We start from the raw sequence: 12927 nt of genomic DNA on the forward strand, positions 1-12927 counted from the left end.
GCGATGGCTTTCGCGCGGTTATACGCGCGTGTGGCGACGCTTGGGCATCATCGCGCCGCGATCACCGGTCGATTGGGCGATCGTGCGTGGCTCGGGCAAAGCGAGTTTTCCAGTCGACCGGCAGAGGCTCGCAAAGAGTTCGGCGCTTCCGGGTCTGGTGATGTACGTGTGCCCGGTAGGCGCCGTCCATACGACGTTGCCGTCGGGCAATTGTTGATCAAGCCAACCACAAAAGGTTTTCAACAGGTGGTGAAACCTGCACAAGCACTTCAGGTTTGACGCATGAGTCGGCCCCAGCGGATACGGCACGGTATGGTCCAGATCGCAGACGTCGGCCGGCTTGTCACAGCCGGGCCAGCGACACGTCAGATCCCGGCAACGCACGAACGCGGCCAGTCCGGCCGAGGGGCGATAGCGCGTCTCAGGTGAAGCGTCGACACCGGGATGACGAACCTGGCGCGAGGTAGCCCGTTCGAGTGTCGCGGCAAGGAGCGAGCTGGGCAGAATCCCTCCGCCGATGACGAATGCGGGAGCGGTGTCAGTGGCGGATGCGACCTGAGCCGCGGACACGGTATCGGCGTCGGCAATCACATGGACCACCGTGGACGTCGGCGAGGTGCGTCTACGTCCGGCCGCCGCACATTCAGCGTCACCGCATTGGCAGGCCAGTTCGGTGAGGCCGTCGGCCAGCGCCGTCAACGCCTCGCTACGACGTTCACCGAGGGTCCGCGGGTCGGCGTCACACACGCTGCCGGCGATTTCGTTGACCCGCTGTTCGAGCACCTTGGCATCCCCGGTCAACAGCCGAGCCCACATGCTGGTGCACCCCGCTTCGTCGGACGGCGAGCCGAACGTCACGTCACGGTACTGACTGCTATCGCGGCTGCGCCGCAGCGCGCCCGGGTCGAATCGTTCGACGAGGGCGTCGATGGCTTGTTCGGTCTTCTTCGCCGACAAGGGTCCCCACGTGACGACCTGCTCGGCGAGCGCGGCGTCCACGTTCGCCATCGCGTCGGGATCCTCGATCAGATAGGTGCGCCACACGATGGCGCGCACCAGCAGGTCGCTGATCGACCCACTGTGAAATAGCTCGGCCACCTTTGGCAGGCGGTCGCGCAGGGCGACACCGCGATGAGTCAGATGCAACGCCATACCGGTGCTGACATTCAAGGCGGCGGCCAGTTCGGCGGCCACACCAGCTTCGGGGTCAACCCACCAGAGCTCACGCTCGCCGGCGTCCAAACCGGTTCGTCGGACGAAGATCTCGGCCATCGCGGCCTGCTTGCGCGCGCACGCCGCCGCCTCGACACGGCCCCAGCCACCGGCGGCATCGATCAGCGCCGCATCACTCAGCGCGGCGACTTCGCCGATTTCAGGCAGGGAACCATCGAACATGTCTGAACCGTATAGGCGGCACCCGACAGCACAGACACGCCATTTTGTTCTCAGCACCGACCTGTGGATAAATTGCCGATTGGGGACAACTGGGGGGACGAGACTGCCGACGCCACCCCCGTCGCGCCCGGGGCCTGCCCCCTGGAATGCTGTCGGACATGGCGAGCGTGTTCACCAAGATCATCAACGGAGAGCTACCCGGTCGATTCGTCTACGAGGACGACGACATCGTCGCATTCCTGACGATTGCGCCCATCACCGTCGGCCACACGCTGGTGGTGCCGCGCGCGGAGATCGACAACTGGCAGGACGTCGAGCCCGCGGTGTTCGCCCGCGTGATGGAGGTGTCGCAGCTGATCGGCAAGGCCGTCGTCAAGGCCTTCCCCGCTGAACGTGCGGGCGTGATCATCGCCGGCCTGGAGGTGCCGCACCTCCACGTCCACGTCTTCCCCACGAACAACCTCGCGGACTTCGGTTTCGCGAACGCCGACCAGAACCCGTCGCCGCAATCCCTCGACGACGCTCAGGCGAAAATCAAGGCCGCGCTGGCCGAATTGCGCTGAGGCTCAACCGACATGGGCGGGCACGTCGGCGATCCGCGGTAGCTCGACCCTGAACCGGCAGCCCTTTCCCGGCGCGGTGGCGACGCTGACCGAGCCGCCGTGCGCGTATACGAGCGAGTCGACGATCGAGAGCCCGAGCCCGGTCCCGCCGCTGGCCCGCGCGCGAGACGAGTCGGCGCGGTAGAACCGCTCGAAGACGCGCTGCGCATCCTCCACGCTCATCCCCGGACCCTTGTCGCACACCTCGATCACCGCGGTGTCGTCGTCCGTCCCCACCCGCACCGTCACGTCGGCGGTGTCCGGGGTGTGCTGCAGCGCGTTGGTCATCAGGTTGGAGAGCACCTGCCGCAGTCGCGGCTCGTCACCGAGCACCTCGGGAGTTCCCGGCCCGTCGAACACCTCCATGGTGATGGTGCGTTTCGGCGCGATCGAGCGCGCATCGTGCACGGCATCGCTCGCCAGCACGAGCAGGTCGACCCTGCGCCGATCCAGCGGGCGCTGCGCATCGAGCCTCGCGAGCAGCAGCAGATCCTCGACCAGCAGACCCATCCGGCTCGATTCGCTTTCGATCCGGCTCATCAGCATCTCGACGTCGTTGGCTGCGCCCTGCCGGTACAACTCGGCGAAACCCCGGATGGTGGTCAACGGCGTGCGCAACTCATGGCTGGCATCGGTGATGAACCGTCGCATCCGCTCCTCCGACCCGCGCGCCTTCTCCGCGGACGACTCCGATGCCGCCATCGCACTCTGTATCTGAGCGAGCATCCCGTTGAGCGCCAACGACAATCGGCCGACCTCGGTGCGGGGATCACGTTCTGGAACCCGGCGGTCGAGCTGACCCGCCGCAATCGCCGCGGCGGTCCGTTCGACTTCTGCGAGCGGGCGCAGGCTCCGATGCACGACGGCATAGCTGGCCACCCCGAGCACCAACAGCACCGCCAAGCCGATGCCGAGTTGCGCGTACGTCAGGGCCCGCACCGTCGTCTGGACGTCGGACAGGTCGATGGCCACGGTGGTGAGCTCTCCCTGCGGCCCGCGCACCGTCATCGCGCGCCATTCGACGCCGGAGTCGCCGACCGAGCCAATGGTCACCGGGACCGGCCCGACGTCGTTGTCGTCAGGGAGCGCCGGTTCGGCGTCGCGGTCGTTGACCGCCATCCAGATGTTTCCGTCGGGACCGATGCCCCGGACGTAGAAGTTCGACGGCGGCCGCGCGGGATTGGGTCCCTCCATGGGCAGCGCGGGCTGGTGCCGGGGAGCTTGCGCCCAGCTGCGGGAGGCGTCGAGCAGTTCCTGGTCGACGCGGTTGCTCAGCGTGTGGCGCAGGATCGAGGTGACCGCGACGTCGGCGGCGAGCAAACCGCACGCCACCAGCACGAGAGTGGCGGCCACGAGCCCAACCCGCAGCGGGATGCCACGTCCGCTCAGTGCGCCCACACCCCCATTGTTCAGCGGGGCTCTCTCAACACGTAGCCGACACCGCGCAACGTGTGCAGCAGGCGTTGTTCGCCGGTGTCGATCTTGCGGCGAAGATACGAGACGTAGGACTCGACGACGTTCACGTCCCCGCCGAAGTCGTAACGCCACACGTGGTCGAGGATCTTCGGCTTCGACAACACGGTGCCCGCGTTGATGATGAAGTACCGCAGCAGAGTGAACTCGGTCGGCGACAGCGCGACCGGCTCGCCGGCCTTCCACACCTCATGGGTGTCCTCGTCGAGTTCGATGTCGGCGAAGATCAGCCGGGAGCTGCGAGCCTCCTCGACCGCGCCGCGGCCCGAACGCCGCAGGATGACCCGCAGGCGGGCCACCACCTCCTCGAGGCTGAACGGCTTGGTCACGTAGTCGTCGCCGCCGAGAGTGAGGCCGGCGATCTTGTCCTGCAGCGAGTCGCGCGCCGTGAGGAACAGGGCCGGGGCGTCGATACCGTCGGCGCGCAGTCGGCGCAGCACGCCGAATCCGTCCATCCCGGGCATCATGACGTCGAGGATCACCGCGTCCGGCTTCACTTCCCGGGCCTTGTCCAGGGCGGCAGAGCCGTTGGACGCCGTGTAGACCTCGAATCCCTGGAACTTCAGACTGACCGACAGAAGCTCCACGATGTTCATCTCGTCGTCGACGACGAGGACCCTGGCTTCTGGGGCTTTTTCGGGTGCAGCAGGCATCGCCATCTCGCTACTGTCCACCTCTTGCCTGGTAATGATCCTGCCCGATAGCTGTGTGCTTCCTGTGAGTTTATGCTTGCGCGGTCCATAGACTGGGGAAATGAACCTCGGCAAAGCCGTAACCGACCTCGCCACAGCGCCGGTCCGGGTCGGACTGGCAATGGCGGAGACAGGGCTTTCGATGGCCAGTGGCGCGCTCGGCATCGCGCACCGGACCCTCGGTGAGACGGGTACCGACGCCGTCGGGTCGGCCTCCTTCGCACACTTGCTCGGTCTCGACGACGCCGTCGAACGCGCAAACCGGCTGGCCAGGCTCATGGACGACGACGCGCCCCTGGGCCGGGCGCTGGCGCCCAACGGTCCACTCGACCGGCTGCTGCGCCCCGGCGGGGTGGTGGACCAGGTGACCGCCGAGGGCGGGCTGCTGGACCGGCTGACCGCGGAGAACGGAGCCGTGGCCCGAGCACTGGCACCGGGCGGCATCGTCGACCAGGTGACCGCCGAGGGTGGGCTGCTGGACCGGATGACCACCGACGACGGCGCGATATCACGGGTTATCGCCCCTGGCGGGCTCGCCGATCAGCTGCTGGCCAACGACGGCTTGATCGAGCGGGTGCTGCGCGAGGATGGAGTGGCCGACCGACTACTGGCCGAGGGTGGGCTGCTGGACACCCTGACCGACGAGAACGGCCCTTTGCTGAAACTGGCCGATGTCGCCGACACGCTGAACCGGTTGGCGCCCGGACTGGAGGCGTTGGCGCCGACGATCGATGCCCTGCACGAGGCCGTCATCACCCTGAGTCAGGTGGTCAACCCGCTGAGCAACATCGCTGACCGAATTCCCCTGCCCGGCCGACGGCCCAGAGCCCGCGCCAGGGCTGAAGCGTCGAGGACCGTGACGTCGCAACGGGTCATCGACGTCGACGAGTGATCTCAGCTGTCGCGTTCGACCTTGTCGACCAAGTTGGCGATGCTGTCCGGCGGCGGAGGTTGACCCTGCGGCTGCCACTCCTGAAGCAGCAGAACCGCGGCGCCGCGCAGCATCCGCAGGTAATCATCGACGTCGCCGGACGCCTTGTACGACTCGATTCGTCGGGCGACGTTCGGCACGAGCGGATCGAGTGCGGTGGCGATCGACAGGCCCATGCTGGCCTCGGTGCTGGCGCTCTGGTCGAGCAACGTCAGCAGCCGCTCGACGTCGGGCCGCTTCAATCCCGGGTAAACATGCGGCAAGTCCTCGAGCAGGTCGTCTTTGACACTCACACCGCAGCTAGTTCCCCGAAAGGGTGACCCGATAAACTCTTAGCCCGCAGGCCTCCTTAGCTCAGTGGTAGAGCGTTCGCCTTGTAAGCGGAATGTCATCGGTTCAATCCCGATAGGAGGCTCCACGTTCCGGCACCCGCCTGGTTGTCGGTGGCCCGTCGTAGCTTCCGAGCATGAGACAGTGTCGCAATTGCGCCTGTGCACTCACGAGGCGCAGTCAGAAGGTCTACTGCGGTAACGCATGTCAGCAGGCGTTCCGGCGCAAGGCGAGTCTGGAACGTTGGCTCGAATGCGGCCAGGCGCGGGTAGGCACCACCCGTGGCCATTACATCCGGCAGTACATCGCCGATGCCCAGTCGCGATGTTGCGCGATCTGCGGCGCACCGAGCATCTGGCTCGACCTGCCGCTCGCATTGGTGATGGACCACATCGACGGGAACCCGAACAACAACCGACGCGAGAACCTGCGGCTGATCTGCCCCAACTGTGACTCACAGCTGGCGACGTACAAGAGCCGCAACCGTGGGAAAGGACGCCATTTTCGCCGGCAGCGGTACGCCGACGGGCAGTCCTACTAAGTCGACCGCAGGATGACGATCGAGTTGTCGATCTTCTTGAACGAACCGAAAGTCTCTGCGGGAACACCGAATATGGCGGACAGGACCCGCGGTGGCAGCCTGCTCATGGACTCCCCGATACCGATGTTGTCCTTGTCTTCGGGCGCACTCGTGTTCTGGATGATGATGATCGTCAGATCGTCGGTCCCGCGGTTCTCGAAGTAGTGGAACGACCCCTGGGGCGCGAAAACGAGGTCGTTGACCCGTTGTTCGAAGCTCTCGTGGTTGCCGTTGCCATCGATGACCACCCACGTCGCCACCCCGCGGGTGACGATGTTGAGTTCCCACGCGCTCGGATGCCAGTGGGGCTCACGGATACCACCCGGCTCCAACGTGAGCAGCAACAGACTGGCTTCCTGTCCCTTGAGGATTGGAAAGTTGTCCTCGTTGGCCTGCTGGAACCAGCCGCCGTCGTGCGTGCTGCGCGGCTGCTCACCGAGCCGGAACAGGTGTGACTGCGAGGTGATCGTTTCTGCGGGTATTCGTGGGTCACCGAAACGCGCGGCATCATCCGAAACAGTCATCGGAGTTTCCTTCTCACTATTTCCGGAACCGCTGGAGATGAGGCGGTCAACACCCACGCCGGTCGCGGCGCCAGCGCCCGCCAGGCCTGCCGCACCCAAGACTTTGCGACGATTCACCGTCACGATCTGTGAGCCTAACGCCGGCCGTGCACCTGCGACGGAAGTCCGATGAGTATGCCGCTAATTCACTCAGCCGGACGCTTGCTGGGCCATCATTGTTGGGTTCGGTAGCCAACGTCGGGCTCTGTACTTGGCAACACCGGCGACGCAACTCATGCGTGCCCCGACGAAGGAGAACGATGATCAACCGAATCGCGAAAATCGCGGTGGCGACCACCGGTCTGGCGCTGGCCGGATTGGGATTGGTGACGACCGCGTCCGCCCAGGGACCCAGCTACCAGGGCGGCAACTGTCCCCCGGGCCAGACATGCACCCACTGGCTACCCGGCCAGCCCCCGCCGCCGGGCGGTCAAGTATTGACGTGGGACTGGAACGTCCCGCACGACTGGTACTGGACCTCCGAGGGCATCGTGGACGTCACCACCAACACCATGTACCCGTGGTCGGGCTCCCCGCATCCGGCTTCGCCGCCACCCGCTCCAGTCGGCGCGCCCCCGGCTCCGTTGCAGCCGCCGCCGGGTATGCCCTTCTGCAGCCCGCGCGGATCGCTGATCATCATCCCGCCGATCTGCGATGAGATCGGCTATGACTGGCCGCCAGGCTCGTTGCGGCGCTAGTTCCTGACGGTCGGGCTGTGGCCCACGGTGACACGGGGAGTCCTGCGCGGCTGTTGACTTTGCGCCATCGCGAAGCACACGCCGTAATGGCCACCCGTGCAGGTGATCCCGTTCATCGTCGGGGCGGGGCCACCGGATCTGTTCGTCGGGACGCCGTTGGCGTCGGTCGCCGGATACCCCGGAGTCGGTTCCGCGAGCGCGGCCGGCGCCGTGGCGATCAGGGCAGCACACAATCCACCAACGATCAACGCTGATGACCACATAACTGCAGGCTACGCCGATTTTTCAGTTGGGCGTTCGAAAGGAGCCAGAGATGTACCGATACTCGCGGTTCGCAACAGGGGTCGCCGTGTGTGCCGCCCTCGCGGCCGGAATGGGAACGGCAACCGCCCAGGGCAGTTACACGTGGTGCCCCGGCCAGCCGCTGCCGATGCACGGCCTGGGCTGGGACATGGACGTGTGCCACACCTTCGTCACCGTCCCGATGGGCAAGGGCAATATCCCGATGTTCGATGTGAACGGCAACGCGATGGCCAGCTACCTATGGATGGATTCCCCACCACCGCCGATGGGTCCGCCTCCCCCGCCTGCTCCGCGGCCGGCGCACTGCCCGCCGTGGAACGTCATCATCGGGCCCTCGGAGTGCGGCGGCCTCTAGGAGTTCAGGCCGTCTCGGCCATGACCCCCATCCGTACGACCACACACTATATTATATGTCCAACTGTTCAGATGATGTGATAATCTCTGCGCACGCGGACCGGCCGAGTGCGACGTCGATGCAGCACATCACGTTCCGACTTGCCGACCGGCAGGGACGGCCGGTCCGCGTACATGCCCGCGGTTCAACCGAATTGGACTCAGACGCACGTCCGCTTTCGAGATCTGTCACAGAACGCCAGCCGGCGGTGTCATAAGGACATGAAGACCTTCGAACAGCAGATCGCGACGTCTGTGCTTGTCATCGGTACCGGAGGCTCGGGTCTACGGGCAGCGATCGAACTGGCGGAACGCGGAATCGATGTGCTGGCGGTCGGTAAGCGACCCAAGTCCGACCCTCACACCACATTGGCCGCCGGCGGTATCAACGCCGCGCTGGCGACCATGGATCCGCAGGACAGTCCCGCGCAGCACGCTGCCGACACCCTGAAAGAGAGTTACCTGCTGGCCAACCCGCATACGGTCCGGGTCGTCACGGAAGGCGCCGCCGAGGGCATCCGCGACCTCGAGCGGTATGGCATGCACTTCGCCCGCGAGCAGGACGGCAGGATCTCCCAACGTTTCTTCGGTGCGCACACGTTTCGCCGCACCGCCTTCGCGGGCGACTACACCGGGCTGGAGATCCAGCGCACCCTAGTCAAACGCGCTGCGCAGCTGAACATCCCGATTCTTGACTCCGTATACATCACCCGGCTCCTGGTACACGACAAGGTGATTTTCGGGGCGTACGGCTTCGACCTGAGCGACGGCACCCGCTACGTCATCCGCGCCGACGCCGTCATCCTCGCCGCCGGCGGACACACCCGAATCTGGCGGCGCACCTCATCTCGCCGCGACGAAAACACCGGTGATTCCTTCCGTCTCGCTGTCGAAGCGGGTGCGCGTATCCGCGATCCCGAACTCGTCCAGTTCCATCCGTCCGGGCTCATCGAGCCGGCGGATTCCGCGGGCACACTGGTCTCCGAGGCCGCCCGCGGCGAGGGCGGAATCCTGCGCAACGACCTCGGCGAACGCTTCATGAAGCGTTACGACCCCGAGCGGATGGAGCTGTCCACCCGAGATCGCGTCGCGCTCGCCGCGTACACCGAAATCAAAGAGGGTCGCGGCACACCTCGTGGCGGTGTCTGGCTCGACGTTTCGCACCTGCCGCGCGAACAGATCATGGAGCGACTGCCGCGGGTCTACCACACGCTGATGGAGCTACAGCTGCTCGACATCACCACCACCCCCATCGAGATCGCACCGACGGCACACTATTCGATGGGCGGCGTGTGGGTGCGGCCCGAGGACCACACCACCGACGTGCAGGGACTGTACGCCATCGGTGAGGCATCCAGCGGGCTGCACGGCGCCAACCGGCTCGGCGGCAACTCGCTCATCGAACTGCTCGTCTACGGCCGCATCGTCGGCGCCGACGCGGCCGCCTACTCGACGGCCCTTGGCGCCCAACAACGTTCTGCCGCTGCGGTTTCTCATGCCCGGGACGAGATTGACGCGCTGCTCTCGGCGAAGGGCGGCGAGACCGTCAGATACCTGCAGCGCGGCGTCCGCAACACCATGACCGAACACTGCGGCGTGGTGCGCGACGAGGGCGGACTGCGCGCAGGCCTGCACGAGCTCGACGCGATCGACGAGCACGCCGCCCAGGTCGGCGTCCATCCCGACATCGCCGGATATCAGGATCTGGCCCACGCCTTCGATCTGAAGTCGAGCCTGATGGCCGCGCGTGCAACGCTCGAGGCCGCGCTGGAACGCCGCGAATCCCGCGGCTGCCACAACCGCTCCGACTACCCCGAGCTCGACGAGTCGCTGCAGGTGAATTTCATCTGGTCGGGACCGGGACAACTGACACGCGAGCCCATTCCCGAGATCCCAGCCGAGATCGCCGGGCTCATGCGCGAGGTGTCCGCCGACGGCAAGCTCGTCGAATAACCGGGTCTGTCACAAATCTCGGGCCTGCCCGGTCTTCGAGGTGTATCCGCAAAACCGAAGGAGCCGCAGATGACCACACCGAAGCAACGCAGCAACACGTGGCAGACCGCGGTCACTGTGCTGCAGGAGGCCACACCACCGGACGTGGCCGCGGGTTCGCATGCGATGACCATCGCCGTCGAATTCCCTCCGGGCGACCCCGGCACGCCACCGCACCGTCACAGCGGGCCGGCGTTCGGCTATGTACTCGAGGGCGAGATGCTGTTCGAACTCGAGGGTGAGGCGCCTCGCGTGGTCAAGGCCGGGGAGACGTTCTGGGAGCCCGGCGGCGACGTCATTCACTACTCGGACGGAAATGCCCGCGACGACGTCAAGGTCCGCTTCCTCGTCACAATGCTCTGCGTTCCGGGTCAGCCGATGCTCACCCTCGTCGAAGACGACGAACTGATGGCCCGCCGAGACCAGCGTGTCCCCGCCACCAAATCCTGAGTGCAAGAAGGGATTCCGATGTCCAAAATCCTGCTGCAGACCACGATTGTGCACCACCTCGACGATTGGGACATCACCCGGTTTGCGCTGCTGGCCGACGAGCTGCGCGCCGCGGGCCACCAGGTGACGGCGCGCAATCGGCTCAGCACAGCCGACGATCCGATACTGAGCAGGCTCGACGAGCTTGACTACGACCAGCTCTGGCTGTTGGCCGTCGACGTCGGCGATGGCCTCACCGGTGCCGAGTCGCGAGCCATCGTGCGGTTCCGCGAGAACGGCGGCGGGGTGCTCACCGCCCGCGACCACCAGGATCTCGGCAGCTGCCTGATCGGTCTGGGAAGTTTGGGTCAGGTCAACCACTTTCATGAGAAGAATCCCGACCCGGCCAGGATGCGCGACGACCAAGACACGCCGACGATCTCATGGCCCAACTATCACTCCGGCGCCAACGGCGACTACCCGCCGGTGTTCGCCGCGGAACCAGTGCACGACTTGTTGCGCACGGCCCGAACCGACAGCGGCCGGATCGAGTGGTTCCCCGCGCATCCCCATGAGGGTGCGGTGTCGGCGTGTGTGGACTTCGCGACGGTTGTCGCCCAGGGCCGCAGCATCGCGTCCGGCCGCCGGTTCAGCCTCGCCGTCGCGCTGGACGGCGAGCTCACCGAGGGCGGCCGACGGATGGGTCGCGCGCTGGCCGCGTCGACTTTTCACCACTTCGCCGACTACAACTGGGATCTCGCCTGCGGCGCACCGACATTCGTCACCGAACCCGAAGGCTCCCAGATCCAGGAGTATCCATCACGCCTGGCGGCGTTCAAGGACTACGTCCGCAATATCGCCGCGTGGCTGCACCCCACTCAGGATTCTCGAGCCTCGATGACAACCCCTGCCGCCGCCTCGATCGGCTTGACGATCGATGTGAAGTCGGAGTCGGGCCCCTCTGATGCCAGCGTCGTCTCCCACAGTTGAGCGATGGCGTCGGCCATCTGCGTCGGCATTCCGAGTGCCCTGGCCTCGTCCAGATAGAGCCGGACATCCTTGACCATCAGGCCGGTCGCGAAACCGTAGTCGAACGTGCGCGGCAGCACGGCTCGTGGGAACTTGTCGCGGCTCGCGTGGGTCCCACCCGATCCCGCGTTGAGCACATCGATCATTGTCTGTGCATCCAGACCGGCCTTGACTCCCATCGCCACGGCTTCCGCGGTGACCGCCAAAGACGATGCGGCGATCAGGTTGTTGACGAGCTTCATCGTCTGCGCCGCGCCGGGTTTCGCGCTGATGTAGGTGGCGCGGCCGATCGCGTCGAACGCCGCTGTGCATACGTCGAAATCGGTTCGTGGTCCGGACACCATCACCGCCAGCGTGCCCGCCTCCGCGCCGTGCACGCCTCCGCTGACCGGGCTGTCGAGCGCAGCGACACCAGACTGGGCCAGCAGCGCGCTATTGCGTTGCGCTGTCGGGCTTCCCACCGTGGCGAAGTCGACGAAGCGGCGGATGGCGGACCCGCAGGCGACGGCGTCCGCGATGGCGCCGGACGCCTGGGGCGTCGGCAGGCTGGCCATGACGGTGGCTACGCGGTGGGCAACGTCGGTCGCGGACTGCGCGGACTCGGCGCCGCGCGCCACAGCGTCGTCGACGACGGCCGCTCGGGTGTCGAAGACGACGACGCGATGCCCGGCATCCATCAGCCGGCAGACGATCGGAAGCCCCATGTTTCCCAGCCCGATGAACCCGATGTCCATACCGGCTGCTAGCCCCGGCCCTTGTAGGTGTCCTGGTTCACGCGCAACCTCCCTTTTCGCCGATTCTTACAGTCGAGCCGTTACCGTTGCGCCGTGGGGAACTCGCAGGACCCGCTCGAACGCGTCGCCGGGCTCGCGACCGGCGCTGCGCGCTACTGGCTTCGTACGTCCATCCGAACGCAGGAATACCTGATGGGATGGCTCGACGACGACTCCGACAAATCCGCAGCCCCGCCCGACCGGCCGACGTCGACCCCGCCCGCCGCTCCGCAAACCGACGCCCTTGGCTCGAAGATGCGCGAGCTGCTCGACCGCGCGCTGGACAACAGCACGAGCAGCAGCCAGGTCGAACTGTTTCACCACATCCTCGACCAGCTGGTCGCCGACGAAGCGCGCATCATCAGCGCGCTTTCCGACGGCTCGTCATCGCCGTTGGTAACGGTGCACGACTGGGTTCGACGCGCCGCGCCCGGCCGCGCCGTCCTCGAGAACGCCTCTCTCATCGGTCGTACGGCCAATGTCGCGTTGCCCGCGATGGTCCCCACCTACGTCAGCCATCTACTGTCGTTGGGGCTGGTCGAGATCGGTCCTGAGGATCCCGATCTGAAGGACGACTACGAGGTGTTGCTGGCGGAAACAGCGGTACTGGACGCAATCAAGAGAGCCTCTCGCGGCCCTCTGGTCGCAAAGGTCGACAAGTTCAGCCTGTCACTGTCCGGGCTCGGCAAGTCATTGTGGGAAGCGACGATGCAGCAGGGCGGCACGTGAGCGATCTCGTCGTCG

The 12927-nt window shown here is 66.0% G+C and carries 16 protein-coding genes and 1 tRNA gene; 10 read left to right on the top strand and 7 right to left on the bottom strand.

Features of this window, described 5'->3' with window-relative positions; genetic code table 11:
• Positions 1-18 precede the first annotated feature (18 nt).
• On the bottom strand, positions 19-1395 hold the full coding sequence (locus tag G6N36_RS18020; RefSeq protein ID WP_308205935.1) for an HNH endonuclease signature motif containing protein: 1377 nt from the start codon (positions 1393-1395) through the stop codon (positions 19-21).
• Between the two features lie 158 nt (positions 1396-1553).
• Between G6N36_RS18020 and G6N36_RS18025 the strand changes: the two genes are divergently transcribed.
• Positions 1554-1958, top strand: coding sequence for an HIT family protein (locus G6N36_RS18025; RefSeq protein WP_163688254.1), 405 nt, complete (start codon positions 1554-1556; stop codon positions 1956-1958).
• A gap of 3 nt (positions 1959-1961) precedes the next feature.
• Here G6N36_RS18025 and G6N36_RS18030 read toward each other — a convergent pair whose 3' ends face one another.
• Positions 1962-3395, bottom strand: coding sequence for a sensor histidine kinase (locus G6N36_RS18030; protein ID WP_163688256.1), 1434 nt, complete (start codon positions 3393-3395; stop codon positions 1962-1964).
• An 11-nt stretch (positions 3396-3406) separates the two neighbouring features.
• The gene (locus G6N36_RS18035) at positions 3407-4129 is read right to left on the bottom strand and encodes a response regulator transcription factor (RefSeq protein ID WP_163688259.1); all 723 of its coding nucleotides are present in this window, start codon (positions 4127-4129) and stop codon (positions 3407-3409) included.
• Positions 4130-4223: 94 nt separating this feature from the next.
• Between G6N36_RS18035 and G6N36_RS18040 the strand changes: the two genes are divergently transcribed.
• Positions 4224-5054, top strand: coding sequence for a hypothetical protein (locus tag G6N36_RS18040; RefSeq protein ID WP_163688261.1), 831 nt, complete (start codon positions 4224-4226; stop codon positions 5052-5054).
• 2 nt (positions 5055-5056) lie between these two features.
• Here G6N36_RS18040 and G6N36_RS18045 read toward each other — a convergent pair whose 3' ends face one another.
• Positions 5057-5386: a hypothetical protein gene (locus tag G6N36_RS18045; protein WP_163688263.1), complete on the bottom strand. Its 330-nt coding sequence runs from the start codon at positions 5384-5386 to the stop codon at positions 5057-5059.
• 50 nt (positions 5387-5436) lie between these two features.
• Here G6N36_RS18045 and G6N36_RS18050 point away from each other — a divergent pair.
• Positions 5437-5511: transfer RNA gene (locus G6N36_RS18050), tRNA-Thr, on the top strand.
• Positions 5512-5559: 48 nt separating this feature from the next.
• Positions 5560-5964 carry an HNH endonuclease family protein gene (locus G6N36_RS18055; RefSeq protein WP_163688265.1) on the top strand — a complete coding sequence of 135 codons (405 nt, stop codon included), beginning with the start codon at positions 5560-5562 and terminating at the stop codon, positions 5962-5964.
• On the opposite strand, the gene G6N36_RS18060 is transcribed toward G6N36_RS18055, so the two are convergent.
• Positions 5961-6653 carry a cupin domain-containing protein gene (locus G6N36_RS18060; RefSeq protein WP_163690742.1) on the bottom strand — a complete coding sequence of 231 codons (693 nt, stop codon included), beginning with the start codon at positions 6651-6653 and terminating at the stop codon, positions 5961-5963. The two genes, G6N36_RS18055 and G6N36_RS18060, sit on opposite strands and share 4 nt — an antisense overlap.
• A 173-nt stretch (positions 6654-6826) precedes the next feature.
• Here G6N36_RS18060 and G6N36_RS18065 point away from each other — a divergent pair, with 173 nt between their 5' ends.
• Complete coding sequence (locus G6N36_RS18065; protein ID WP_234809789.1) at positions 6827-7264, top strand: hypothetical protein; 438 nt, start codon at positions 6827-6829, stop codon at positions 7262-7264.
• Here G6N36_RS18065 and G6N36_RS18070 read toward each other — a convergent pair.
• Positions 7261-7527, bottom strand: a complete 267-nt coding sequence (locus G6N36_RS18070; RefSeq protein ID WP_163683900.1) for a hypothetical protein — start codon at positions 7525-7527, stop codon at positions 7261-7263. The genes G6N36_RS18065 and G6N36_RS18070 overlap by 4 nt on opposite strands.
• A 50-nt stretch (positions 7528-7577) precedes the next feature.
• Between G6N36_RS18070 and G6N36_RS18075 the strand changes: the two genes are divergently transcribed.
• The 4 genes from G6N36_RS18075 to G6N36_RS18090 all read left to right on the top strand — a co-directional run bounded on the left by G6N36_RS18075 (position 7578) and on the right by G6N36_RS18090 (position 11371).
• A complete protein-coding gene (locus G6N36_RS18075; protein ID WP_163688267.1) occupies positions 7578-7922 on the top strand; it encodes a hypothetical protein in 345 nt (114 codons plus the stop codon).
• 260 nt (positions 7923-8182) lie between these two features.
• Positions 8183-9913 carry an L-aspartate oxidase gene (locus G6N36_RS18080; RefSeq protein WP_163688268.1) on the top strand — a complete coding sequence of 577 codons (1731 nt, stop codon included), beginning with the start codon at positions 8183-8185 and terminating at the stop codon, positions 9911-9913.
• Positions 9914-9982: 69 nt separating this feature from the next.
• Positions 9983-10402 (top strand): cupin domain-containing protein, encoded by a 420-nt coding sequence (locus G6N36_RS18085; RefSeq protein WP_163688270.1) that lies wholly within the window; start codon positions 9983-9985, stop codon positions 10400-10402.
• Between the two features lie 18 nt (positions 10403-10420).
• A complete protein-coding gene (locus tag G6N36_RS18090) occupies positions 10421-11371 on the top strand; it encodes a hypothetical protein (RefSeq protein WP_235690093.1) in 951 nt (316 codons plus the stop codon).
• On the opposite strand, the gene G6N36_RS18095 is transcribed toward G6N36_RS18090, so the two are convergent.
• On the bottom strand, positions 11260-12144 hold the full coding sequence (locus G6N36_RS18095; protein WP_163688271.1) for an NAD(P)-dependent oxidoreductase: 885 nt from the start codon (positions 12142-12144) through the stop codon (positions 11260-11262). The two genes, G6N36_RS18090 and G6N36_RS18095, sit on opposite strands and share 112 nt — an antisense overlap.
• Positions 12145-12237: 93 nt before the next feature.
• Here G6N36_RS18095 and G6N36_RS18100 point away from each other — a divergent pair, with 93 nt between their 5' ends.
• Complete coding sequence (locus G6N36_RS18100; protein ID WP_235690094.1) at positions 12238-12912, top strand: Abi-alpha family protein; 675 nt, start codon at positions 12238-12240, stop codon at positions 12910-12912.
• The last annotated feature ends 15 nt before the right edge of the window (positions 12913-12927 follow it).

Origin of the sequence: Mycolicibacterium gadium (assembly GCF_010728925.1) — a bacterium.
GTDB classification, from domain to species: Bacteria; Actinomycetota; Actinomycetes; order Mycobacteriales; family Mycobacteriaceae; genus Mycobacterium; species Mycobacterium gadium.

Excerpts from the sequence above, each read along its gene's own strand:
- G6N36_RS18020 (WP_308205935.1), bottom strand. The coding sequence starts at position 1,395 with ATGTTCGATGGTTCCCTGCCTGAAATCGGCGAAGTCGCCGCGCTGAGT.
- G6N36_RS18025 (WP_163688254.1), top strand. The coding sequence starts at position 1,554 with ATGGCGAGCGTGTTCACCAAGATCATCAACGGAGAGCTACCCGGTCGA.
- G6N36_RS18035 (WP_163688259.1), bottom strand. The coding sequence starts at position 4,129 with ATGGCGATGCCTGCTGCACCCGAAAAAGCCCCAGAAGCCAGGGTCCTC.
- G6N36_RS18040 (WP_163688261.1), top strand. The coding sequence starts at position 4,224 with ATGAACCTCGGCAAAGCCGTAACCGACCTCGCCACAGCGCCGGTCCGG.
- G6N36_RS18055 (WP_163688265.1), top strand. The coding sequence starts at position 5,560 with ATGAGACAGTGTCGCAATTGCGCCTGTGCACTCACGAGGCGCAGTCAG.
- G6N36_RS18065 (WP_234809789.1), top strand. The coding sequence starts at position 6,827 with ATGATCAACCGAATCGCGAAAATCGCGGTGGCGACCACCGGTCTGGCG.
- G6N36_RS18070 (WP_163683900.1), bottom strand. The coding sequence starts at position 7,527 with ATGTGGTCATCAGCGTTGATCGTTGGTGGATTGTGTGCTGCCCTGATC.
- G6N36_RS18075 (WP_163688267.1), top strand. The coding sequence starts at position 7,578 with ATGTACCGATACTCGCGGTTCGCAACAGGGGTCGCCGTGTGTGCCGCC.
- G6N36_RS18080 (WP_163688268.1), top strand. The coding sequence starts at position 8,183 with ATGAAGACCTTCGAACAGCAGATCGCGACGTCTGTGCTTGTCATCGGT.
- G6N36_RS18085 (WP_163688270.1), top strand. The coding sequence starts at position 9,983 with ATGACCACACCGAAGCAACGCAGCAACACGTGGCAGACCGCGGTCACT.
- G6N36_RS18090 (WP_235690093.1), top strand. The coding sequence starts at position 10,421 with ATGTCCAAAATCCTGCTGCAGACCACGATTGTGCACCACCTCGACGAT.
- G6N36_RS18095 (WP_163688271.1), bottom strand. The coding sequence starts at position 12,144 with ATGGACATCGGGTTCATCGGGCTGGGAAACATGGGGCTTCCGATCGTC.